Source organism: Roseibium sp. (assembly GCF_051016195.1).
Taxonomy (GTDB): domain Bacteria; phylum Pseudomonadota; class Alphaproteobacteria; order Rhizobiales; family Stappiaceae; genus Roseibium.
Window position 1 is genome coordinate 3141363 of record NZ_CP134616.1, and the last position, 25184, is coordinate 3166546.

The following is a 25184-nucleotide window of genomic DNA, read 5'->3' on the forward strand; positions in this document are numbered from 1 at the left end:
AGCGTTTTGGGTACCGGCGTAGACACGTCCGTGATCTTGCGACGGAAGGCGTTTACGGATCTTCGGACCTCATTCCCTTTTGCGCGAGGTGCGCACTTTCTTGCGTTTGTGCTTAGCTTGCTGCTTCTCGTTCCGGCGATGCCATTGGCCGGCACCTGGAAGAAAACGGAGGTGCCGTCCTACGCTGCATCGGTACCGATCCTGGCGGTCAGCGGCGATGGCGTGTTCTATTCCGCAAGCTCGAACCGGCACGGGTATTTCTTTCAATCCGTCCTCGACGCCTACAGGTTTGAAGCCGAGGCCGGTACGGACCGGGCCGGTCAGCTCGTGGCGCGCCGAAACATCGTCTTCCTGGCCGACACATGCGATGCCTACACGCCCGATACTGCCGGTGTCTGGTCGCGTGCCAACTCGTCAAAGACCTTCAGGCGGAGGGCCGCCGGTGGTCAGGTGATTGTTTTACACCTGCTTTCAGACAGCCTCGAACCGCGTCACGCCTGCTAGAGCTTTTTCCCACCCATGTGGATCATTTGATGAGGATATCCGGTTCACTCGGCCAAGCGGGTCACGAAGCGCGATGCGGTGCATGGTGCATGTGGCGCAACGCAGCCGATGGGCTGGATATTCTCACCCGTTGTGGAACGCGTTCAAGCGCCAAACATCAAGATTGACCGAGCCCCTTTTTCGCTCTGGCATCTCTGGTCCACCCTTTTGGTGAGAAACATCACGGCGGGTGAACCGTTTCGCCTGTGCGAAAAAGGGGCTCGGTCAAATGATCCAAATTGGTCGGAAACTGCTCCAATCATGTGTGAAAGCCATGTGCGCCAAATCAGCCGAGCGTTGATTTACAAGCTCTCCCGTCGACCCGGCGCATCATTGTCGCTGTACGATGGCCTTTGTGACGGTTGCGACCGTTTCCTCTTGCTCTCGTGATGCTGAGCTCGAAGCCGTTGACGCATCCCCGGTCACCCGCGAACTGACAACTTGTTTGAACAGCAGCGATTGAATGGTTTGTGTGCCACGTCAACGCGTGCCATTCGAATAAAATCTTAAAGGACCGGTGTCGGCCGGCAGTCGACGCTCTGCACTACCTCTCTGCGATCGCGACTTAATGCGCCTGTCTCTTTTTTCTGCGAACAAGCGCCATTGCGGCCAGGCCAGTCGCTAACAGGGGAAGCGAAGCAGGGAGAGGGACCACTGTTGTGGTATCGGTATCATGTTGGGCAACGCCAACCGTGTAGTCAAAGCCGGATTGAGAACCCTGGTAGCCGTTGGCCAGCTCTCCTCCATTTGTGTCGAATACGGTTGATCCTATCAGGCGCAGGCTGTTGAACGCGTCTGCTCCGAGCAAGCATGAGCCGGTTTTGTTAAAGAAGTTGCCGGTATGCATCGAGCCGCATGTTGCCTCGGAATACAGACTGACATGCAGGTCGAGCGAGCCGCCTGTGAAACCAATATCCACGAAACCGGTACCGGTTGAACCGAAGTCATCTGTAAACAGCAAGGCAGCCTGTCCATTGCTGCCGTTTTGATATTCATGGCGACTTTGATAGACAATGTCGTTTTGAACGCGGACCGAGAAAACGTTCCTTCCTGCCGGGAACGAACTGCCGCCAAAAGAGCCGGTCACCGTTTCGATGATGTCCACTGCTATGTCTGTGAACAAACGGAATGTGCCGCTGTCGATCGAGAACGACAGCGTATCGTTCATGGCCGCACCTCCACGCCAGAAGTCATTGTTTTCTGGAATTGTTGAATCCAGACTTGCTGACGGCCCCGCAGCCTTGGTCCTTATTCCGATATCACCAAAGCTTGCGCGTGCATCAATACCGTCACCAGCGCCGTAATTCCCGCAAGAAGACGAAACACCTCCGGTGCCGGCGCTGTTGAAGCTGCATGTGGAACCAAGTGTGTATTGCGTATAGGTCGTAACCGATGGAGCTGCGAGCGCCCCAGCAGAAGAAAGTGACAGCGCTCCGGCCAAAAGAATGGGTCGAAATAAAGTACGCATTTTTAGCTCCCCCCAAAGCAAAAATAAATAAATGGTTAACGCAATAAAAACAGGTTTAGTGAATTTATGCAAATCTTTCTGAGTGGTCAGGAGCGATTTGAATACTTTGGGCAACATGAAGAGGTCCGTGTAACCATCATTCTTACCCTAGGTGATGAGCCCATAAATGAGACTGAAATGGCATGAGAAATGGCGAAATCCCGTCAGGAAGGGTGTGCGGAGCGGGCTTCCTGCCAGGTCAAGCACGCTGACGCCACGGGGTGACGCCATTTCCATGTCCTTCGGACTTGACCGGCTTGCTCCTCCTCGGCGTTGCGACAGGCTTGAAAATGAGGGACATATCCTGCGCTTCCGCGCCTTGACGAAGAGCACGCCGCCTCAAACCATTACGGCCTCATTTATGAGTCCGTCACCTAGTCACCTGAATCTGAAGTTCGACTCATTTTGCAGCGGTCTTCGAACGAACTTCAGATTCAAGAAGGTGACTAGCAAGTCGATGTTTCTAGTGCGGTTTACGAATTTGAAGTTCGCTTCGGAGACTGCGGGAGCAATGATGCGAACTTCAAATTCACCGCACTAGTTCAAGCGACAACCTGGATGAGACAGCTGGCGCGGGCGGGAAGGTAACGATCGCCAGGTCAAACCAGCACATCCAGATCAGGGGGCTCGCGGCCTTCGTCAAGTGCGCGAAGATTTCGGATCATTCTCGTCACGGTCGGTTCGAACGTATCGGCCGAAACGGCGGCAATGTGCGGGGTGTTGACCGCCGTCTCCAGTCCGAGCAGCGGATTGTCCGCCGTGACCGGCTCCTCCATGTAAACATCGCTCGCCGCCCCGCGCAGATGACCCGACTTGAGCGCTTCTGCAAGATCGGCTTCCACGACAATGCCCCCGCGCGCGACATTGACCAGCAGCGCGCCTCGTTTCATCAGGGCAAGCGTGCGCGCGTTGATCATCGCGCGTGTGTCCTCGTTGAGCGAACAGTTCAGGCTGACGACATCCGCGCGGGCCAGAAGCTCTTCCAGCGATGCAAAACGGACATCCAGCGCTGCTTCGGCCTCCGCGTCCAGACGCGTGCGCCCGGTGTAAAGAATGTCGCAGCCGAAGCCGCGGAGCAGACCCGCAAGCGCCTTTCCGACATATCCGAGCCCGATAATCCCGACCGTCTTTCCGGACAGGCGCTGTGATGTGGTACCAAGCTCGGATTTTGGCCAGCGTCCCGCCAGAACGGCAGTGTGGCCGCGGACGAGGTTCCTGTTGAGGGCGAGAATCAGGCCAAGAGCCGATTCTGCAACCGATAGCGCGTTGGAACCCGTGGTGCGCAGGACACGCACGCCGTGGGCCTTTGCCGCTTCGCAGTCGATATTGTCATAACCGACGCCCCATTTGTGGATGGCGCGCAGGCCTGGTACGGCCATCATGTCCGCCGTCACCGGAACATCCGCTGTGATGGCAAAGTCCGTACCTTCAAGGGCCGCGAACTGATCCTCGCGTGCGCGCGACGCGGCATTTTCCAGGTTCCAGCCCTCTGGCAGATAGCCGGCAAAGCGTTCAAGCCGGTCCTCGGAAACGGGGTCGAGAATGACAAGCTGGATCAAAGCTTTGCCTCGTTCCTGCTGCCTGTACCTTCGTCACCTTCAGGTGCCTTGTCCGGCCAGAACCGGACACCTGGACGAGCAAGGCCGCCGCCAATCCCCATTGCAGTTCCGTCCGCGCGCCAACAGGCGGCACCGGTGAGAGTGGTCTCATCGAACTTGATGGCATTCATGCCGCCGCCGATGTGCGGGACCACCTTCACCTCATGTCCCTTTTGCGAGAGGCCTTCGGCAACCGGAGCAAGGGGTTTTTCGATCTCCACTTCCTGCCCCTGGGTCCAGATACGCGGTGCCTCGACGGCTTCCTGCAGGCTCATGCCATGATCGATCAGGTTGACGATGGCCTGCATCGCGGATGGGAAGATCCTGAGCCCTCCTGGGAGACCCAGTGCAAACCGGGGCGTGCCGTTCTTGCTGACGATCATCGGCGCCATGGAGGTCGGTACCCGTTTGCCGGGTTCGATGGAGAGGGCACGGCCCGGGTGCGGGTCATAGTTCATCATGTAGTTGTTGGGAATGATCCCTGTGCCCGGCACCATGATGCGGGCGCCGAACAGACCGTTGATCGTGTGCGTGGCGGTGACAATGTTGCCGTCGCTATCGGCAACGGTGACATGCGTCGTGTCCGCGCTCTCCGTATGAGGCGCCGATCGTAGGCCTGCCCCCAGGCGTTCGCGGCAATCGGTTGCATAGTCCTTGGATGTCAGGCGTGCGACCGGCACGTCGACAAAGTCCGGATCTCCCGAGGCGGCCCGCCTGTCCTCGAAAGCGATTGCGATCGTGCGCGCCAGAAGGTCCAGCGCCTCAATGCTGCCAAACCCGAGCCCTGAAATGTCAAATGCCTCCAGAATGTTGAGCATCTGGACGATGTGCACACCTGACGAGGCGGGCGGTGGCGGACCGACAATTTCAAAACCGCGATAGTTCCCGACGATGACGTTCCGCTCAACCGGGCTGTAGGTCCTCAGATCTTCCTGCGTCACCCATCCGGTATTCGGTCCGCCGGTTGCGAGGCGGTCGGCCAGTGCAGCGCCGAGCGCACCGCCATGCAGCGCGGCAGCGCCTTCCCTGGCGATCAGTCGGAGGCTGTCGGCATAGTCATGCATGAAGATCCGCTCACCAAAACGCGGTGGCCGGCCTTCGGGCATCAGAACCCTGGCGCATTCGGGATCTTTGCCGAGATCTTCCCTGAATTCATTGACCGCGCCACTGAGATAGTGGGTGGACACAAAACCCTTGCTTGCCGCACGAATGGCAGGCTCCACGAGGTCGGCAAACGGCAGCTTGCCGTACTTCTCATGAAGACGGCACCAGCCTGCCAGATTGCCGGGAACCGCCACGGCTGAGGGCCCGACCGTGTTGCGCTTGTCCTTGACGTCCATATGGTGCGGAGGGGTATCGGAAAGAGGTTCGTAAATCCCGGCATGCATGGACTTCGCCGCACAGGAAAGCGCGTCCATGACCACATGTGTGCCGTCCTGAAGGCGGACGTGAGAGAGCCCGCCTCCCGCAATGCCGACCATCATCGGTTCGACCACCGTCAGGGTCAGCAGCGCTGAAACGGCGGCATCGATTGCATTGCCACCTGCACTGAGCATCTCGGTTCCCGCAGCGCTTCCGAGCGGATGATTGGTGACAACCATGCCGATCGAACCGGTCGCCGGCCGTTTTTCGCAAGAGAAAGGGAGGGGACGTGACATCAAGGTTCCAATCGCCGGACGTGTGCAGCAAGGTTAGCCGCAGGTGGCGGGATTCGCCACACGGGAAATAACCTTTGATCCGAGCACACCTTGTCCGGCTCCCGGACAAAGAATGACTGTTCTGCCGTCTGGCTCAGGGGACGAACTCTTCCTACCCTCCGGTGTGTTCCCGCGTCTGCCAATCGCGCGACATCAGGTTTCGCAACACGTCGACGGCCTGGTCTGTCACGGGCGCATGCGCGTGTGCGGCCAGGCTACTGCAGTCGTCACGATTGCGATGTCTTCGTCCAGAGGAACAACCCGCACGTTTTCGGCCTGGCTGCCGTACGCAGAACGTCTTCGATCGCGCCGATCACGAGCGACGCCGGAAAACTGTTAAAACTTTAAACAATTCCTCAAGCCGTCTTAAACACGCTCAAAATAAATTAACACTTGAGACCGTAATTTTACCGGTGACGCAAGACGTGTGGGAGGCGGCACCAGTCCGGAAAATGCCGGATATTCCCGCTCCCACTCTTGCAGTCACAGTCTGGCATAACAGATACGATAGATTTTTCAGTGGGGTTACATAAGATCGATGTGTGATCTTTGCATGGCGACCGGCCGCGAAAATGATTTTAAGGTTGTTGCAGGGTTCAGCTGCAGCGAAGTCGCCAATACAGGCGAAACCGGGTCGTCGACGACGTCAAATTCAACGCCGTTTTTCTCTGCGGACCAGATCGCCGATCAGCTGACGAACGGCTACTGGGGCGGCAGCGCGCGCGCGTTCAACGTGAGTGTCGGCGGAACGATATCGGTCAACATCACGGGGCTGACGTCAGACGGCCAGTCCCTGGCACGCAACGCGCTGGAATTGTGGTCCGACGCGACGGGACTGAGTTTTTCCTTCACCTCGGGAAGCTCGAATATCAGCTTCGATGATACGGAAGCCTACAGCGCCTACAACTACTCCTACAGAAGCGGATCCAACCTGACCGCGAGCTTCGTCAACGTCGGCACGGGATGGGTCGACTACTACGGTTCCAACATCAATTCCTACGCGCTTCAGACCTACATTCACGAGATTGGGCATGCACTTGGTCTCGGGCATGCGGGAAATTACAACGGCTCTGCAAACTACGGGACGAGCAACCACTATGCCAACGACTCCTGGCAGGCGTCGGTCATGTCCTATTTCAGCCAGTACGAAAACACCGCCATCAACGCCAGTTATGCGTATGCGCTGACGCCTCAAGTCGCGGACGTCATCGCGATCCGGAACCTTTACGGCACCACCGGAACAACCCGGACCGGCGACACGACCTATGGCGACAACGCCGATTCAGGCGACCTGATGCAGCAGATAAGCAGCCTGGACCAGCGTATCAGCTTCACGATCATAGATGACGGCGGCGACGACACGATCGATTTTTCGTCTGAAAATTCCGACCAGCGCATCGACTTGAACGAAGAAGCGATCTCGGATGTGCGTGGACATACAGGCAATCTCCAGATAGCCCGCGGTACGGTGATCGAGAATGCGATCGGGGGTCGCGGAGACGACACGCTTATCGGAAATGCTGCTGCCAATACATTCATCGGCAATGACGGCAGGGATACGTTTTTCGGTGAGGGCGGGAATGATACCGTGTCCTATGCCAACTCGTTGTCGGGGGTTGCCGTCAGCTTGGCAAACACTGAATTGAACACCGGTGACGCCTTCGGCGATCAATTCAACAGCATCGAGGGTGTCATTGGGTCGAGCTACGCAGATCGTCTTTGGGGTAATTCCAACTCCAACCATATCTCGGGGGGAACTGGGAATGATACCATTCGGGGCGGTGATGGTGACGATGACATCGATGGTGGTGAGGGTGCCGACGTTCTGTTTGGCGGGGAAGGTGCGGACACGCTGATCGGCGGCGCGGGAGGCGACCGCGTTCAGTATTCGGATGCGACGTCCTGGGTGACCGCGGATCTGTCAAACGCGGCCAACAATACCGGTGAAGCAGCCGGTGACACATACGACAGCATTGAACATCTGTATGGCAGCAACCACTCCGACAGCCTGAGGGGCAATTCCATCGGGAACTGGATCTGGGGTGATTCAGGCAACGACACGCTGCGGGGCTGGGGCGGAAACGACCGGCTGGACGGCGGCGACGGGGCTGATGTGCTGTTTGGCGGGGAAGGTGCGGACACGCTGATCGGCGGCGCGGGAGGCGATCGCGTTCAGTATTCCGACGCGACGTCCTGGGTGACTGCGGATTTGTCAAACGCGGCCAACAATACCGGTGAAGCAGCCGGTGACACATACGACAGCATTGAACATTTGTACGGCAGCATCCACTCCGACAGCCTGCGGGGAAACTCGGTCGGGAACTGGATCTGGGGTGGTTCCGGCAACGACACGCTGCGGGGCTGGGGCGGAAACGACCGGCTGGACGGTGGCGAGGGCGCGGATGTCCTGATTGGCGGTGAGGGCGCGGACACGCTGATCGGCGGCGCGGGAGGCGATCGCGCCCAGTACTCCGACGCAACGTCCGGGGTGACCGCGGACCTGGCCAACTCGGCCAACAATACCGGTGAAGCAGCCGGCGACACATACGACAGCATTGAACATCTGTATGGCACCAGCTACTCCGACAGCCTGCGGGGAGATTCCGGCGGGAACTGGCTCTGGGGCGCTTCCGGCGACGATCATATTGTTGGCCGCGAAGGAAACGATCTGTTGTCAGGCGGTGAAGGCGCCGACACATTCGAGTTTGGGTCAGGTGACGGTCGCGACGTGATCAGCGACTTCAGCGTTGGAGAGGACGAACTGTATTTCACGTCCGGCCTTTCCGTGTCGAGCTCTCACGAAGCGAATGTATTTGGCGGCTCTGAACTCGATACCATTCTTACGCTGAACAGCGGGGATGTGATTGTTCTCTCGGACCTCAGTGGAATTTCCGTGGTGGACTTGTTTGGGTAAACTGGCCTGAGATCCCCGAACCTCGGCAGTTTAGGTGACGGACCTCTAAACGAGACTGAAATGGTTTGAGGCGACTTGCTTCTCGTCAAGGCGCGGAAGCGCAGGAAATGTCCCTCATTTTCAAGCCTTTCGCAACGCCGAGGAGGAGCAAGCCGGTCAAATCCGAAGGACATGGAAATGGCGTCACCCCGTGGCGTCAGCGTGCTTGACCGGGCAGGAAGCCCGCTCCGCACACCCTTCCTAACGGGATTTCGCCATTTCGCATGCCATTTCAGTCTCATTTATGGGTCCATCACCTGGTGTCAGGTCCGTCCGAATGAACCAGAAAACCGAGGCACCTCTATCGCGAGGCGAAGCTGCAAGTCCATGTTCCGGCAGTGCTAGGGAACCGAATTGAACAGCATCGCCGTTCTCAAATAGTGTCGGTCCCAGAAGACTGGTGTCGACTGGCACTACATCCAACCCGCAAAGTCCCTCGCAACGATGCTGCGCATCGCCCCTCGGCATTGGATGCCGAGCGGTTTCGTTGAAAGTTTCGACGTTAGCTTCAGGGATACATGCATCAACGAAACACCGTTTCGTCGCCCGCCGAGGCGAGAACCATCATCGAGAACCGGAGGAAGGACTACAACACAACAAGACCACACACATCCCTGGATGGGATTGCCCCGGCCGACTATGCAAGGCATCTCACTACAAGCCGGCCTGCTTCGCGTGAGCGACGCAATTGCCCCGCTCAACAGGTCTTGACCGCCAAACCAAACATCAGAAAGAAACATGAACGGATCCTACGCTTGAATGGCCCGGATCAGGCAACTGGGTCAGCCTCGCTTTTTCCGCCTTTGCTTCTCGTCGTGTCCGCGTTTTGCACGGTATTTTTGCTGCATGCGAAAAATACTGAGGGAAATTTGAATGTTTCGCGTTTTTCCCAAGCGTTAAAACACCTGGTTGAAATCGATGGCAATTTATTGAAAACGCGGGCGAATCCCTGGAGGATGCGGAATGCAGTGAAGAGGTTGCTCCTACGGTTACGCAAATGGATAAAATTTGCATAAACAATGACGTTAACTTTAAACCCGCACTCAACAGCGGCTTGCTAGTTTCCTATCAACTTGGCGGTTTTGAGAGGAAATTTATGTCTACAACTGCTATCGCCGTTTCGAACAGCTCTGAGCTAAAAAACGCTCTTTCGAATGCGTCAGGCGGGGAAACGATAGTCCTCAAAGACGGCTACTATGGCGACTTGTACATCTCTAACGAGAAGTACAACAGTACCGTTACGATAGTTGCAGAGAACACCCTGGGTGCGGACTTCGGTAAAATCAATATTACCAACGGAGAGAATATCAGCATTCAGGGCGTAGATGCCAACGATTTCAAGGTCTACGATTCAAGCCACATCGCGATCAAGGATTCGCACACAAAGATTTATTTCAGCAACGTCTACCACGCGGATATCGACAACAACGAAGTAGACGGCGGCTACAACGGCATCACGCTGAATGATGTCCGCCACTTTTCGGTGACCAACAACTATGTGCATCACGTGCAGTCGGATCTGCTCCGCGTCACCGGCGACAGCTACGACGGCCTGATCGACAACAACATTCTGTTTGATGCGATGCCGGTGCGTTACAGCGACGGCTCGGTCGACCATGCGGATGCGATCCAGTTCTTCGCCTATGGCGGCTCGACACCCCACGACATCGTGATAAGCCGGAACCTGATCGTTGACGACAGGGATACCGGTGCCATCTACACGCAAGGTATCTTTCTCTCCGACCCCAGCAGCGGCGGTTACCAGAATATCCTGATCGAAGACAATCTCATCAGCGTCGGATCACCGAACTCAATCTACATAAATGGCGGTCAGAAAAACGTCGTTGTCCGGAATAACTCGCTGATCCCAAATGAAGACGGCGGCGGCAGTATCATTCTGGCCGAGAAATCCGGAAACAACAACTCTGGCACAACGGTTACCGGCAATATCGCGAAGATCCTTACCGACGAAACCAAGTCATCCAATATCGGTGACAACTATTTCTACGGCCGCGATTACGACATAAGCAAACTCTTCCAGGGGGATGGGGATACCTGGCAGGATTATCTTCCGGTCGAAGGATCCCTGGCCAAGCATTACGGCGCGCTGGATTACCTCAACGACCTTCTCTCCGGGAATGTGGAGACCAGAACCCTTTCGGGAACGAGCACTCCTGACTCGCCCGGTCAGCCAGACCCGCAGCCTCAACCTGAGCCTGAGACGGACACTTCAGACGGTAGTTCGAGTTACACTCCTGCGGACGGAACCGTGGTGTTTGCTCTTGAAGGCGAAACAAACTTCAACGGGAACAGTAACAGCGTCGTAAATGTCGCCCACAGCAGTGACTGGGAGGTCGGCAACGGTATCATTTCGTTTGGCTTTTCGGCGAACGATCTGAATGGTCGCCAAGGACTGTTCTCCAAGGACGCCAATCAGTTCAGCGGCGGCGGGAACCATATCGCCGTGTGGCTGGAAGGGAGCGTGCTGTATGCCCGTTTCCAAAGCGATAGTGAAGAGGCAAAGTTTTCGCTTGGCAACATCAAGACTGGCCAACTCTATGCTGTGGAACTGCAGTTTGGGGACAATGGTGTCGCGGCCTACGTGAACGGCACGCTGATTGGCTCCAAAGATCTCAATATCAACTTCGAAGACAACAACGAGTATGCTCAGATAGGCGGGCTTGGCTGGAGCAGTAATGCGGGTTCGTCTGCATACGGCAACGCATTTAATGGGAAGATCTACGATCTGGAAATCAGCCAACTTTCCGATGGTTCCAACCGTTTTTGGGGTAATTCCAATTCCAACCATATCTCGGGGGGAACTGGGAATGATACCATTCGGGGCGGTGATGGCGACGATGACATCGATGGTGGTGAGGGTGCCGACGTTCTGTTTGGCGGGGAAGGTGCGGACACGCTGATCGGCGGCGCGGGAGGCGACCGCGTTCAGTATTCGGATGCGACGTCCTGGGTGACCGCGGATCTGTCAAACGCGGCCAACAATACCGGTGAAGCAGCCGGTGACACATACGACAGCATTGAACATCTGTATGGCAGCAACCACTCCGACAGCCTGAGGGGCAATTCCATCGGGAACTGGATCTGGGGTGATTCAGGCAACGACACGCTGCGGGGCTGGGGCGGAAACGACCGGCTGGACGGCGGCGACGGGGCTGATGTGCTGTTTGGCGGGGAAGGTGCGGACACGCTGATCGGCGGCGCGGGAGGCGATCGCGTTCAGTATTCCGACGCGACGTCCTGGGTGACCGCGGATCTGTCAAACGCGGCCAACAATACCGGTGAAGCAGCCGGCGACACATACGACAGCATTGAACATTTGTACGGCAGCATCCACTCCGACAGCCTGCGGGGAAACTCGGTCGGGAACTGGATCTGGGGTGGTTCCGGCAACGACACGCTGCGGGGCTGGGGCGGAAACGACCGGCTGGACGGTGGCGAGGGCGCGGATGTCCTGATTGGCGGTGAGGGCGCGGACACGCTGATCGGCGGCGCGGGAGGCGATCGCGCCCAGTACTCCGACGCAACGTCCGGGGTGACCGCGGACCTGGCCAACTCGGCCAACAATACCGGTGAAGCAGCCGGCGACACATACGACAGCATTGAACATCTGTATGGCACCAGCTACTCCGACAGCCTGCGGGGAGATTCCGGCGGGAACTGGCTCTGGGGCGCTTCCGGCGACGATCATATTGTTGGCCGCGAAGGAAACGATCTGTTGTCAGGCGGTGAAGGCGCCGACACATTCGAGTTTGGGTCAGGTGACGGTCGCGACGTGATCAGCGACTTCAGCGTTGGAGAGGACGAACTGTATTTCACGTCCGGCCTTTCCGTGTCGAGCTCTCACGAAGCGAATGTATTTGGCGGCTCTGAGCTCGATACCATTCTTACGCTGAACAGCGGGGATGTGATTGTTCTCTCGGACCTCAGTGGAATTTCCGTGGTGGACTTGTTTGGGTAAACTGGCCTGAGATCCCCGAACCTCGGCAGTTTAGGTGACGGATCCCTAAACGAGACTGAAAAGTCATGCGAAATGGCGAAATCCCGTCAGGACGGGTGTGCGGAGCGGGCTTTTTGCCCGCTCAAGCACGCTGACGCCACGGGGTGACGCCATTTCCATGTCCTTCGGATTTGACCGGCTTGCTCCTCCTCGGCGTTGCGAAAGGCTTGAAAACGAACCACATTTGCTGCGCTTTCGCTTCTCGCAGTTGGTCAAAACGATCCAAACCAAATTGACTTCAGTTATGAGTTCATCACCGGGGTCGAGACCGTCCGAATGAACCAGAATACCGAGAACACCTCTATTGCAAGGCGAAGCTGCAAGTCCATCTTCCGGCAGTGCTAGGGAACCGAATTGAACAGCATCGCTGTTCTCAAATAGTGTCGGTCCCAGAAGACTGGTGTCGACTGGCACTACATCCAACCCGCAAAGCCCCTCGCAACGATGCTGCGCATCGCCCCTCGGCATTGGATGCCGAAATAATTCGGACGAGCATCGGCTTTTAAGTCAGACGGACTTTGTCGTCTTGCGAAGCAAGTGTCCGGGACCAGCTTAAGCGCGATCCAAAAACACTGTCTCCGTTTCAGCTTTGGCTCGTTCCGGCTGACGTTTGACTTTGGCCGCAATCAGACATTGCGCTAACGGCATAACGCCTTCTTGCTCATTGTGGCAATCCGTTTGCAGAGCCTTGGTCATTCTGACGATGCCGCTCACGGAAACAGCTTCCGCCGGATGCGCAGCGTATCGCCCCGGCACTCAGGTTCCGGCGGTGCGAAGGACCATGACCAGGCTGTGTGCACAAGACTTCAGATCCACGCTGCTCTGCAAGTTTGCTCAACAGATTGACCCTTCGGGCGTGACTGGCTCTGAGGAAAACTTTGGTGGTTCGGAACCGATGAACGATCGACATATAGAGTTCGGATTTTGCGCCTGTCCCATTTGCAGTGGTGACTCCAACGGTGACTTTGTCGCCGAACCGGTGGATGCAGAAGCGATTGCGGACAAGCCCGTCCTGGACAATGACGAGGTCATTGATCAGATGGATACCGGCCGATACTGGTCCACAACGATCATCTCTTTCGGTTTCTTACTGTCGGGCCCAGATTGGGACATTGGCTACGAGACAGAAGGGTTCTCGGAATTCACGGATACCCAGAAGGCCGTCGCAAGGCTGACCCTTGCGCTCTGGGATGATCTGATTGCCCCGTCCCTGGTCGAAGACACCGAGGATCCGGAATATGCCGACATCAACTTCGGTAACACGACGAGCAATATCGGCTATGCCCACGCCTACTATCCCGGGACATTTCCTTATGCTGGAGAAACCTGGTACAACGCCGAAAATGATCCGGAACTTTATGATCCCGATCCCGGCGAATATGACCGGACAACCTACCTGCACGAGATAGGTCACGCGCTCGGCCTCAGTCATCCCGGTGCCTACAATGCCGGCGACGGTGACGAAAAGATCACTTATGAAACCCACGCCGAATATGCACGGGATACCGAGCAATGGACGGTCATGTCCTATTTCGACGCTTCTTACACAGGCGCGGACTGGGACGGCGGAGCCGGCTGGCGGTATTCGCAGACGCCGATGGTGCACGACATCCTCGCCATTCAGTCCATCTATGGCGCCGATACCACGACCCGGACCGGTAACACCGTCTACGGTTTCAATTCCAATGCCGGAAACGATCTGTTTGATTTCAGCCTGAACCGGTATCCGGTGCTTACAATCTACGATGCCGGCGGCATGGATACGCTCAACCTATCAGGCTTTGCACTGCGGTCGATCATTGATCTCACACCCGGAAACTATTCATCGGCCGGCGGTACCACCAGCACGATGACCTTCAATATCGGGATCGCGATCGATACCTGGATCGAAAATGCGATTGCCGGCAGCGGGAACGATACGCTGATCGGGAATGCCCTCGCCAATACCATGCGTGGCGGTGATGGCGCTGATGTAATCAACGGAGGTGAGGGTGCCGACGTTCTGTTTGGCGGAGAGGGTGCGGACACGCTGATCGGCGGCGCGGGAGACGATCGAGCTCAGTACTCCGACGCGACGTCCTGGGTGACCGCGGATCTGACAAACTCGGCCAACAATACCGGTGAAGCAGCCGGTGACACATACGACAGCATCGAACATCTGTACGGCAGCAACTACTCCGACAGCCTGCGGGGAAACTCGGTCGGAAACTGGATCTGGGGTGCTTTTGGCAACGACACGCTGCGGGGCTGGGGCGGAAACGACCGTCTGGACGGTGGCGAGGGCGCGGATGTCCTGATTGGCGGGGAAGGTGCCGACACTCTGATCGGCGGCGCGGGAGACGACCGCGCCCAGTACTCCGACGCAACGTCCGGGGTGACTGCGGATCTGGCAAACTCGGCCAACAATACGGGTGAAGCAGCCGGCGACACATACGACAGCATTGAGCATCTGTACGGCACCCGTTACTCTGACAGCCTGCGGGGAGATTCCGGTCGGAACTGGATCTGGGGTGATTCAGGCAACGATCACATTTATGGCCGCGAAGGAAACGATCGGCTGGACGGCGGTGCAGGCGCGGATGTCCTGAATGGCGGTGAAGGCGCGGACACGCTGATCGGCGGCGCGGGAGACGACCGCGCTGAGTATTCGGACGCGACGTCCTGGGTGACCGCGGATCTGTCAAACTCGGCCAACAATACCGGTGAAGCAGCCGGCGACACATACGACAGCATTGAAAATCTGTACGGCAGCAACTACTCCGACAGCCTGCGGGGAAACTCGGTCGAGAACTCGATCTGGGGTGGTTCTGGCAACGACACGCTGCGGGGCTGGGGCGGAAACGACCGGCTGGAGGGCGGCGAAGGTGCGGATGTCCTGATTGGCGGGGAAGGCGCGGACACGCTGATCGGCGGCGCGGGAGACGACCGCGCCCAGTATTCGGATGCAACGTCCGGGGTGACTGCGGATCTGGCCCACTCGGCAAACAACACGGGTGAAGCAGCCGGTGACACATACGACAGCATCGAACATCTGTACGGCAGCAACTACTCCGACAGCCTGAGGGGAGATTCCGGTCGGAACTGGCTCTGGGGAGCTGCCGGCGACGATCACATTGTTGGCGGCGAAGGAAACGATCTGTTGTCAGGCGGTGCAGGCGCCGACACATTCGAGTTTCGGTTCGGCGACGGCGACGACGTGATAAGTGACTTCAGCGTTGGAGAGGACGAACTGTATTTCGCGTCCGGCCTTTCCGTGGTGAGCTCTCACGAAGCGAATGTATTTGGCGGCTCTGAGCTCGATACGATCCTGACTTTGAACAGCGGTGATACAATCGTTCTTTCGGACCTTAGCGGAATTTCGATAGTAGACTTGTTTGGTTAAACGCAAGAAGACTGAATGTAGATTGAGCGCACACTTTGAGTGATTGCAGTTCAATGCCTTTTGAGGTGAACGATAAACTCATGCCCAAACACTTGTGGCACTCCCTCGATTTTGTAATCGAGATATTTGAGCCGGTTTAAATCTTCGATGATTGATCTGAATGACTCAATGGTGAAAACCCAGCAATGCGTATCGATGTATTCGCCGGTATGGTAACGTTCAATGAAGGTTGAGAGCTGATTGACATCCGAAATCAACGGTTCAAGCTCTTCCGGTTTTGCTTCGTGCTGCCAGAAATTCAGACCGTTTATCCTTCCGCCGTACCGACGATGATCGATGACCTGTCTGAGCGACGGTTCTTTTCGCTTTGCGTAAAAGGCCTCCAGTACGTCTCCAAGGGTCGACGGCGCACGGGCAAGATCGAATATTCTTGTTTTTTCCGGAATTGCGAGTGAAATACGACCCGTTTCCGACATGATTTTTCCGAGTTCTCGCAACCACCCGACGATGTCTGGCACGTGTTCGATCACATGTGAAGCTGCAATTAGGTCGACGTCTGACCAGTCGGTCAGTACTTGGTCGATCGGGCCACTCACCCAAACGTAGTCAACATCTACCAAGTTTTCGCAAATATTTTTACTAACTCCAGCGTACTTTTTTCTTAGTTCTTCAGTTGTACAATGGTCAATGTATCTGACGCGGGCCCCGAGATCGCGCAGCACGGGAGACGCAAGCGCGCCTATCTCCAAAGCACGATTTGCGTCGTGCGCAAATCGGCGCAACTCTTGATTCCTTGTGGTCACGGTCAAATTTTCCTAACATTTGCATTGCTTATGCAAAGCACACTTTGTCGAGTTTCACGAAGCAGAAGTTGTTGACTACACATCGTAAGGCGCAATCTACGTTCCTTCATACCTGATCGTTAGAGCGACATTGGTATATTACTTTGCTTCGCAAATGAACGTATTAAATTGACCATTTTTTCGTCTCTGAACGCACTGGTCTGCGTCCGCTCGCTGCTTCTGTGCACCATCCACAAAATCATAAACGTCTTGTCCGCCCCAATCCAGAAGGTCCAGGCGAAATTCGGCGACGAGAGACCGTACTTCTGAATGCGTGAAGTGCTTAACGTGGTGCCGGTGCAAATCCGGTTGGAAAGGGAATAGTTCTTCATTTGGCGTTGAGAGAACTAACGTCCCACCCTTCTTCAAGGCCTTGCGGATGCACTCCAAAAAATCAGTATAATTGGCGATGTGCTCAATGCTCTCCAGGCAGAACACAAAATCGAATGCATTCTCTGGAAAGGCGAAGGGCCAAACCTTGTGCGAAAAGAAAGTCGCATCCGTCGCATAGGTCTGATTCGCAAACGTGATCGCTTCAGCGGAGCCGTCGATTCCAAGGACCTGGTTACCTTGTTCGGCAATCATGTATGTGCCATAACCATTGCCGCAAAAAACGTCCAGCCCAAAGCCGGTTTGGGCCAGTGCGTTAATGCCAAATTCATAGCGGTTGCGATGATCTGCCCTGATACCACAAAGAGTGCCGGACGTTTGACGTTCACCAGATCGGAATGAAAAGTCATGTTCTGGAGCAGTTTCTGTGTTTCGGGTTTCCAACGACTTTATTATCCCGGGATGAGCGAAAAGGCAGGTATTAGAGTAACATGTGGTGGTCAAGGATAAACCCTTGATTCTCATCGTACAAGTAACGCGTTGATAGGGTGCTTACAACTGCACATTCTCCGCTTGCACAGCAAGCAACAGTGGCTTAATCGCTAACACGAGGCAGCAGTCACTAGGGACGACACAATGACGGCGATCGAACTTGATCTCAACAGAAAATTCGATGAAATCGAAACTGCGGCAAAATCCAGCGAAACTGTGACGTTCGCGACAAGTTCGGGGTTTAGGCGAAGCCTTTTCGAACTGGTCGCAACTTCGCCCGAGAACGGGCCCGTTGTCGAAGTGGGCTGCTACACCGGCGGCAGTTCGATATTCTTGGCAAAAGCATGTGAGCTGAGTGGCAGAAAACTATTCGTTGTAGATATTTCAGAAGAGTTTTTGCAAATCACGAAGCGAAACATTGGTCGCGTTTGTCGTGTCGACCCGACGACCTACTTCCGGGGAACAGCCCGGGATTTTTTCTCGGGGAATGATCTTGCCGAACCGCCGTTGCTCATCTTCATAGACGCAGATCACTCCTACCGTGCGGTTCGCGAAGATATCCAGGCTGCGAAACTCTGCAATCCCGAAACGCGCTACTGGGCATTTCATGACTATAGTCTGCGCGGTACAGCTCCGGAGAGAAGCAACATCGCAGTTGACCGCGCGATTCATGATGAATTCGGTCAGGTTGATCCTCTTCAACGAATTGGCATTCAGATCGGTCCCAAGTCCGAACCCAACGCGGGTGGAGACTACTTTGCCGAGAATGGGACCGAGGGTGTTCTGTTTAGTTCGAAGGATGTTCAAGTTGCGATCGGAGGAGACGACGCCGACACGTCACACCGACCGTCGACCGTGCATGCAACACGCGCGCCGCTTCCTTTGGAAAATATGAACTGGGCCGACTATTTGCTAACTGACGCTTCAGCGTTCGACATTGCACTTCAGAACTACTTTGGTGGCTTGGAGATTCCTAACCCACATATCCGGCAATTCTTAACGCGCTGGTATGAAGGCGGCGTTCCGTCCAGAATAAAGCTTGCCGAAATACTTAGTACGCCAAGCCTGCGGCAGTTTTATTTTGCCGATTTCGGCTCAATGATCAGGTCTCTGGACGAAAAAGCACAACGCGAAGTGTTTTCAACGTGCCAGTCCTACAATGTTATGAGTGTGCTGAACGACCAGCTTCTGAACGCGATCGGGTTGTCTGCTTTTCGGGCGGACTACATTGATGGGCAAATTAGGGAAAATCGCCGCAAGTCCGTTTCGCAGATTTTGAACACCGGCTTGGGTCCTCAAACCTCGGCAGATACGAAACGATTCTTCGACAACCTCGAAAGTTTTGAACAAAACGGGTTTGTTGCTCTTTCGGTTGAACCCAAAACGTCGAAAGACGCCCTTTTTCACGAATTGTCTGACTCCATGCTTATGACAAAGGAACACCTGGCAAAAGTGGATGGAGATACGCTTCTGTATCGAAAGGGTCTGAACAGCAAGGAAACGCCAGAGGCAATCTCGATATTGAACAGCCGAAAGTTCCTGCCGCTGTTTTCCCTCATTTGTGGTCATCCCATAAAACCAATTCCAGCCTATGCTGAGTTTGTTCACCAAGGCGGGGGCGATCCGAACGCGACGGACTCAAACAAGCTCTGGCACATGGATACGTTTCATCCAACGTTCAAGTGGTGGAGTTTTTTCAAGGGCGTGAAAAAAGAGCTTGGTCCCTTTATGTATTACCCGGGAAGCAACGTCTTGACCGCGAAGAAATTGCTTTGGCTGAGTCTCTACGCTTTTCACAAGTCCATGAACGTGAAAATGGGAGATGTTGCGCTCTCACCGCGGATTGAGGATACGGACCTTGATTTCCTTGAAGCCGGAGCACCCAGGGCATTTGACGTTCCCGAACTGACACTCGTTATTGCCGATACCGGGGGTATACATCGCAGATCAGAACCGTCGGAACCGGGGCTGGTTAGAAGAAGTCTATTCGGTTGGGCACGGCACGAACTCGTCTGAATTTACCCGCACCTGAGAGCGAAAACGACAACACTCCGTTCCCTTGCACCTTATCGATACCCGACCTTCACCGCCAAAAGTCTGGATAGACCTCGCGAGAACCAACGCAGGAAAGCAAACGATCTCTCTTTTTGAAATTGCATATGCGCATACTTCTTGCCTTAGTTGTAGGTATCAAGGGCGGATTTGCTCAATACTGTGGATGTCGTGAACTGATTGGCGTGTTACTGGACCGTGAAATAAACGATCGGTCATCAGGTTCGGTTTTCTGAGTGCCGTTACTGATGATTTTTGTTGAAAATTACCAATCAGCTGATAGACAAGAGACCGGAAACAGAAGAAAGAGGTGATTTCTTGGCATACTTTTACTTAGGCGACAAGAAGGCGCTTCATGTTCGGAGTTCTGGATTAAGGATCCTGCTCGATGTTGAAGACATAGGGATCATAAATTTCGTCTCAACCGATGTTTATGAACCCGACGTGTCGTTCGCAATCGAGGCGCTCCTTGAAAAGGATGGTGTCTTCGTTGATGTGGGCGCAAACCTGGGCATCCATTCGCTTTCGGCCGCTATGAAACTTGCTAAGCCCGAATGCGTGATAGCCGTGGAGCCGAACCCCGAACTTTTCGGCTTGATGACCAAATCGATTATCATCAACGGTTATCAGCAGCGCATCTCAACCCACAATATCGCGGCCTGGAACCAGGATGTCGAGTTGGAGCTGTCTTTCCCAAGCGACGCTCATAGAGTTGGCGCAATAAAACTCCAAGGCTCACAAAGCCCAGCCGGAAATTCTTCTGGAACGACGTCGTTCCCCGTAAAGGGAAGAAGGATTGACGATGTAATCAAGGACAAAGAACGGGTATGCCTTATAAAAATTGATGTAGAAGGACGAGAGCCGTATGTGATAGAGGGGCTCAAGGAGACGATCACCAAGTCTAATTGCGCGATAATTGCCGAGTTTGTTGGTCATGACATCGAAAGACTATACGGCTTGGAGAAGTTCTTGCAGATGATGGATCATCTTGGACTTAAGCCGCACAGAGTCGATGCCAAGAACAAAACATTTGAGGCAATAGAAACGCTGCCGTCTTCGCATGCGAACCTGGTCTGGAAGAGGCGCTAGAACCAGATCTTTTTTCGCGGAATTGTGGAGATGGCTATGTGCGGCGCGCGACAACGCTTCCCAACACTTAGCCAGGGTCAAAGTGCGGAGCGCAGACAAACTGTGTGCCAAATCCTGTTGTGGGAAGACACCGGCTTGCTTGTATTGCTGCCTTTTGGTGACGGCATATGCAACTAAGTCACGCTACCAAGATATTTGAAAGTTGAGCTTCTGATGGACTATAAGAATAAGAGGCATATTCAAAATAAAATTATGGCAGTTATATTTTCCTTCAAATTAAAACACTTTCAATTATGCGCATGAAGGCCAAAATGCATCAAGAGAATCAAGAAAAAAAATCACGTGAATACCTGAAATCAGTAGCTCTGCTGAATTCACCTCACTCTGGATAAACAAAATGGCGACTCATCGAAAGAGGATTTGTTTTATTTCTGAAACACGACGAGTCGAGAGGCCTATCCTTGACCCGTCGGTGCGATACAGGTGCTTTCACCCAGCCGAACAGCTGTCTGCAAAGGGACATTTTTGTTCAGTCACTTCGGCCGCTGAATTTCACGAAAATCCAAATTTCGAATTTGATTTGTATGTGTTTCACAGACCCAACACAATGCGTTCCATGTTCAAGGATCATTTGGACTTCTTAAAGCAACACCGCAAAATAATTATAGCAAATTATGACGACCTAATCTTCGGAAACACCGAAATCGCGATGGAGTCTTCCGCCGTCAAAAACAAAACGATGATGGTTGATGAAGCAATTAAGGCGTTCCAGTCGAATCTGGAAGCGTTGCAACTTTTCGATCGGGTTGTGGTTTCCACAGAGCCTTTGGCATCCATGGTGCGTCTGTTTAATCCGGATGCCGACGTGCAGGTGTCACCGAATTTCTTGCCGAATTCGATGATTGCATTGCACAAGGAACTCTCCTTTCACGAGAGGTTTCGGTACAACAATACGATTGGGTATTTTGCTGGAACCCTCAGCCACAACCGCGATTTCCCGATTGTGGAACCTGTTCTGCATCGAATTTTGATGGAAAATCCCGAATTGAATCTGATTGTCGTTGGACCCGTAAAGTTGCCGCGCTCGCTGTCCGCGCTACCCAACGTGACGGTGACCGGCGTCAGGCCGTTTCAGCAATTGCCGGGCTTGATGGCTGCGTGCTCGACAGCAATCGCGCCCCTTGAGAATTCGACATTCAACAGATGCAAGTCGAGGGTCAAGTTTTTGGAGGCGGCACTCACGGGCGTTCGACTGGTCTCCAGTCCCATTCCGGATATGCAAGCGATTGGCGAACCGCACCTGATTTTAGCGGACACGCACGATGACTGGTATTCGGCGCTTTCCGAGCCTCCGGTTTTTGCAGCTTTTCGGCCTCAAGCGAAAACGAACTTTGATAGAATTGCGATGGGTCAGGATGTTTCGGGATTTGAGATTTTGGGAAATCTAGCATGAGAATTCTCATTTACGTCGAGCCCCATCCCATACGGAGGACGATGACCCACTTCGTGGACGTGGCGAAGGAGTATTTTCCGTTATTGGCTGGAAATGACGAATACGATGTCAGAATGTTCCTTACCCAGGAAGCTGCCCAGGCTGCGCAGATCCAGGAGCCTCGGATCCGCAGGAGGATAATCCTGCCGACCGACAACGAAGCGCTTTTCATAAGGAGCCATTTTGTCGATTGGGATGCCGACAGCTTGTCGAAATGGAAAGAGCTCATGGAAGGTGGCCCGATAGCTGCGGGCTACGAGCGAATTCTTGCTAGAATCTATGCCGAATACCCGTTTGATTTAATTGTCCATTGGGGTGAAAACGGGGCGGTCACGAGGTTTGCCAGAGATCGTAACTTGACGAAGATTTCAATGGAGCTTGGCCCTACAAGACCTCCGTTCCTGAGCAGCCTGGTTTTGGATCCATTTGGCACAAACGGCGCAGCGTCGGTTCCGAGAATGTCGGTTGAAGACATTAGGGAAATCGTTGATGGCAACGGTATGCCGGCAAGCGTTGCATCGTTGCTGTTTGCCAAAGACTTTGATTCAGAAGCGGCTGAATTTTATTTCGAGAATATTTCCGCCGACAATTTGCTCAAACTGCGCTCGGATCGAAAATATGTGTTCTTTCCGTTGCAGTTGTATGATGATGCAAATCTGATCAGATTCTCGAGCTACGATTCCATCAGCGAACTCTTGCTGGAAGTTGTGCCGAGACTGGTGGAACACGGGTTTTGTCCGATAATAAAGCCGCATCCGGCGGCCAAGTACAGACAGAACGGCATCTCGGAAAACGCGAAGGCACGGCACGCAATTCGGCAGTGGTCCGAGGATGTCGTTTGGCTTGAAGACGAAGCAAACAACGTTGGTAACAGCCAACTCATATCGCTATCTGAATTCGTTGTAACCGTGAACAGTTCGGTTGGTTTTGAAGCGCTGTACCAGGACAAGGTTGTATGTGTGTTGGGCGACGCCATATACAAACCCAAGAACTTGTTCCCAACGCTCGATGAAATAACATCAGATCAGTTTGACAGAGAAGAATACCTTGAGAACATTTCGTACTTAAGGAGATTTTTCTTTTCATCTTTGCTATTTCCACGCGATACACTAAGCAGTTTTTCAAGATTCACCAGGATCTGTGATACTTTTGAAGTTTTGTGGAAGAACTATCCAGAAGATGCTTGCTCATTCTGGAAGGAATATTTCAAGCGCAATAGTGAAAACTCGCAGTATCGGGCGATGCGAGGCTTTAGCGATGGCAAGCTACAAGAGGTGGCGGTTTTTGAGCGGCCAACAAAGGCGTCCCGATCTCTCGAAAACCTTAAGATGCAACCGCCGACTGAAGCGTTCCCAATTGACGTGGCGAAAGAGCTTTATTTGTATTCGGGTTGCGCTGATGTAAGTGCTTTCCGCGGCTGGTTGAAAAACCTGTGGCCCACACAAAAGGGTGCACTTGAAATAATGATCGCCGGAAATGTCGTGGACAGCGAATTCTATCTCAAAGAGTATCCCGATGTTGCTGCGGTAAACTTTAACCCAATTCGTCATTTCACCTATTTTGGCTTGAATGAAAACCGCAAGCCATCAAGAGATTTTGGCTCTTTTTCTGCACACGAGTTTTTCAGAAAACTCTTGGTCTGCTTAGAAGACAAAGAGTTTCTCGCGTTTGTTGAAAAGGGCTCTCTCGCCAAGTCGACTGCAGAAACTACAGAACTCCGGTCAAGAATCAAAGAGCAGGTAGACGAACTGAGGATCTCTGCTGTCAACTGGTGTTGGGAGGAGCATCCAGGCAAGAAACTGTTTATTCCGGGCGTGTTTAGTTCCCTACGAACGCCACAAGGCATTCGAGGCGTGCCACAACCCGAAGAACCCAAGCAGGAAAAACCGAGAATTGAGAATCCGGTCTGTGAGGCCCCCATATCTGAGGACTTCAAGTTCGTTTTTCGGAACATAATGAAACATCTGAATACGAACGAGAAGCTGAAGTTGCTCGAGTTCCTGAGAAAAGACTGGTCGAACAAGGAAAACTTACTGAGTTTTGTCGTCGCAGGCCGTGTCGTGGATCGGACATTCTATGCTCGCAATAACCCTGACGTCGTGGCTTCAGGGACGGACTTTAATCGGCATTTTGCGTTTCATGGCCTTCACGAAGGGCGGCAACCGTCGGCCCGGATACCCGGAATGAGCGCTGGAGAATTGCAAAACAGCTTGCTTACAGAAGCCGAGCAGATGTCGCCGCTCGACCTGGAGGGACGTTATCCCCTGGACGAAGCTGAACGACAACAACGCGAAGAACAGCTCGAAAATATTCGAAGATCGCTTGCGGATAGCAAAGCTGAGATCGCGGTAGTCGCGCATATGTTTTATGTAGATCTCGTCCCAGAAATGCTTGAGAGGTTGGAAGAGATACCAAGAGATTTCGATTTGTTGGTCACCTTGCCGACTTGGGGTGCCGGTCCAATTGAGAAGCTGGTGATTGCCAGGTTCCCGAGTGCTCAGTTCTACCGTGCGCCAAACAGAGGGAGGGACATCGGCCCGTTCGTCGGCCTCTTACCTATCGTTATGCAAAAGGGCTACAAATCCCTTCTGAAAATCCAGTCAAAGAAGGGCTACTTCAGGTCTGGCCGGTTCCTCCCTGAATACGGAGATCTGTGGCGAAAGATCGCGTTCGATTGCCTTCTGGGAAATGGAGACAAGATCGAAAAAATCATTAAGGCGCTGGATTGTGCCGACGGGCCGCTGATGATCGGGCCTACACCCCTGTTGGCGTCTCAAGATCGTTATCCGTACCATGATCACGGACAGTTGGCTGAATTTGTGATTGGCGACCAAAGGGACGTGACCGAGAAGGTCTTTTTCGCCGGCTCAATGTTTTGGGCAAACCCAAGTTGTTTGGCCCCTCTTGTCCAGGGGAGAATTTCTTCGTTGGAAGCGTTCCCTCCTGAAACCGGGGCGAGCCACGGTGAGGTTGCGCATCTGGTCGAAAGGCTCTTTGGCGAATTGGGAAGTGGAAGCAACACCGGTCTTGCCGCAATAGGGCAGGAGAGCGACGCGAGTGTCACTCTTTCCCCTCAAGCGTCGGATGATTCGTTGGATGAGATCTTCACCAAAGGGTTGCAGGCAGGTCTTCCAGGATAGTGACCTGCTCCCCTGAAAGTTCCTCGTTTTGAGGTTAGTCCGCACCCTG

General features: G+C 54.2%; 15 protein-coding genes. 9 read left to right on the forward strand and 6 right to left on the reverse strand.

Going from position 1 to position 25184, the window contains the following annotated elements:
* Window positions 1–117: 117 nt before the first annotated feature.
* Window positions 118–504 carry a hypothetical protein gene (locus tag RDA78_RS14380; RefSeq protein ID WP_434055982.1) on the forward strand — a complete coding sequence of 129 codons (387 nt, stop codon included), beginning with the start codon at window positions 118–120 and terminating at the stop codon, window positions 502–504.
* A gap of 604 nt (window positions 505–1108) precedes the next feature.
* On the opposite strand, the gene RDA78_RS14385 is transcribed toward RDA78_RS14380, so the two are convergent.
* From RDA78_RS14385 to ggt, 3 genes are all read right to left on the reverse strand, one after another.
* On the reverse strand, window positions 1109–2128 hold the full coding sequence (locus tag RDA78_RS14385; RefSeq protein ID WP_434055983.1) for a VPLPA-CTERM sorting domain-containing protein: 1020 nt from the start codon (window positions 2126–2128) through the stop codon (window positions 1109–1111).
* A gap of 521 nt (window positions 2129–2649) precedes the next feature.
* Window positions 2650–3609, reverse strand: coding sequence for a 2-hydroxyacid dehydrogenase (locus RDA78_RS14390; protein WP_434055984.1), 960 nt, complete (start codon window positions 3607–3609; stop codon window positions 2650–2652).
* Window positions 3606–5306: a gamma-glutamyltransferase gene (ggt, locus tag RDA78_RS14395; protein ID WP_434055985.1), complete on the reverse strand. Its 1701-nt coding sequence runs from the start codon at window positions 5304–5306 to the stop codon at window positions 3606–3608. The genes RDA78_RS14390 and ggt overlap by 4 nt, the downstream gene beginning before the upstream one ends.
* 592 nt (window positions 5307–5898) lie before the next feature.
* On the opposite strand from ggt, the gene RDA78_RS14400 reads away from it, so the two are divergent.
* From RDA78_RS14400 to RDA78_RS14410, 3 genes are all read left to right on the forward strand, one after another.
* On the forward strand, window positions 5899–8259 hold the full coding sequence (locus RDA78_RS14400; protein WP_434055986.1) for a M10 family metallopeptidase: 2361 nt from the start codon (window positions 5899–5901) through the stop codon (window positions 8257–8259).
* Between the two features lie 557 nt (window positions 8260–8816).
* Window positions 8817–9314, forward strand: a complete 498-nt coding sequence (locus tag RDA78_RS14405) for an integrase core domain-containing protein (RefSeq protein WP_434055987.1) — start codon at window positions 8817–8819, stop codon at window positions 9312–9314.
* An 80-nt stretch (window positions 9315–9394) separates the two neighbouring features.
* Window positions 9395–12277, forward strand: a complete 2883-nt coding sequence (locus RDA78_RS14410; protein WP_434055988.1) for a hypothetical protein — start codon at window positions 9395–9397, stop codon at window positions 12275–12277.
* 591 nt (window positions 12278–12868) lie between these two features.
* Here RDA78_RS14410 and RDA78_RS14415 read toward each other — a convergent pair.
* Window positions 12869–13030, reverse strand: coding sequence for a hypothetical protein (locus RDA78_RS14415; protein ID WP_434055989.1), 162 nt, complete (start codon window positions 13028–13030; stop codon window positions 12869–12871).
* Between the two features lie 181 nt (window positions 13031–13211).
* Here RDA78_RS14415 and RDA78_RS14420 point away from each other — a divergent pair, with 181 nt between their 5' ends.
* Window positions 13212–15698 carry a M10 family metallopeptidase C-terminal domain-containing protein gene (locus tag RDA78_RS14420; RefSeq protein ID WP_434055990.1) on the forward strand — a complete coding sequence of 829 codons (2487 nt, stop codon included), beginning with the start codon at window positions 13212–13214 and terminating at the stop codon, window positions 15696–15698.
* Between the two features lie 50 nt (window positions 15699–15748).
* Here the strand turns inward: RDA78_RS14420 and RDA78_RS14425 are convergent, their stop codons facing one another.
* Together RDA78_RS14425 and RDA78_RS14430 are read right to left on the reverse strand one after the other, a co-directional pair.
* A complete protein-coding gene (locus RDA78_RS14425; protein ID WP_434055991.1) occupies window positions 15749–16501 on the reverse strand; it encodes a class I SAM-dependent methyltransferase in 753 nt (250 codons plus the stop codon).
* 138 nt (window positions 16502–16639) lie between these two features.
* A complete protein-coding gene (locus RDA78_RS14430; RefSeq protein WP_434055992.1) occupies window positions 16640–17314 on the reverse strand; it encodes a class I SAM-dependent methyltransferase in 675 nt (224 codons plus the stop codon).
* A 192-nt stretch (window positions 17315–17506) separates the two neighbouring features.
* Between RDA78_RS14430 and RDA78_RS14435 the strand changes: the two genes are divergently transcribed.
* The 4 genes from RDA78_RS14435 (at window position 17507) to RDA78_RS14450 (ending at window position 25135) form a co-directional block, all read left to right on the forward strand.
* A complete protein-coding gene (locus RDA78_RS14435; protein ID WP_434055993.1) occupies window positions 17507–19378 on the forward strand; it encodes a class I SAM-dependent methyltransferase in 1872 nt (623 codons plus the stop codon).
* Window positions 19379–19732: 354 nt separating this feature from the next.
* Window positions 19733–20503: an FkbM family methyltransferase gene (locus tag RDA78_RS14440; RefSeq protein ID WP_434055994.1), complete on the forward strand. Its 771-nt coding sequence runs from the start codon at window positions 19733–19735 to the stop codon at window positions 20501–20503.
* 607 nt (window positions 20504–21110) lie between these two features.
* A complete protein-coding gene (locus RDA78_RS14445; protein WP_434055995.1) occupies window positions 21111–21956 on the forward strand; it encodes a glycosyltransferase in 846 nt (281 codons plus the stop codon).
* 41 nt (window positions 21957–21997) lie between these two features.
* Window positions 21998–25135 carry a rhamnan synthesis F family protein gene (locus tag RDA78_RS14450; RefSeq protein WP_434055996.1) on the forward strand — a complete coding sequence of 1046 codons (3138 nt, stop codon included), beginning with the start codon at window positions 21998–22000 and terminating at the stop codon, window positions 25133–25135.
* Window positions 25136–25184 lie beyond the last annotated feature (49 nt).

Coding starts and splice junctions, on each gene's coding strand:
- RDA78_RS14385 (WP_434055983.1), bottom strand. CDS start 2,128: ATGTTGCCCAAAGTATTCAAATCGCTCCTGACCACTCAGAAAGATTTG.
- ggt (WP_434055985.1), bottom strand. CDS start 5,306: ATGTCACGTCCCCTCCCTTTCTCTTGCGAAAAACGGCCGGCGACCGGT.
- RDA78_RS14400 (WP_434055986.1), top strand. CDS start 5,899: ATGGCGACCGGCCGCGAAAATGATTTTAAGGTTGTTGCAGGGTTCAGC.
- RDA78_RS14405 (WP_434055987.1), top strand. CDS start 8,817: ATGCATCAACGAAACACCGTTTCGTCGCCCGCCGAGGCGAGAACCATC.
- RDA78_RS14410 (WP_434055988.1), top strand. CDS start 9,395: ATGTCTACAACTGCTATCGCCGTTTCGAACAGCTCTGAGCTAAAAAAC.
- RDA78_RS14420 (WP_434055990.1), top strand. CDS start 13,212: ATGAACGATCGACATATAGAGTTCGGATTTTGCGCCTGTCCCATTTGC.
- RDA78_RS14435 (WP_434055993.1), top strand. CDS start 17,507: ATGACGGCGATCGAACTTGATCTCAACAGAAAATTCGATGAAATCGAA.
- RDA78_RS14445 (WP_434055995.1), top strand. CDS start 21,111: ATGCGTTCCATGTTCAAGGATCATTTGGACTTCTTAAAGCAACACCGC.
- RDA78_RS14450 (WP_434055996.1), top strand. CDS start 21,998: ATGACCCACTTCGTGGACGTGGCGAAGGAGTATTTTCCGTTATTGGCT.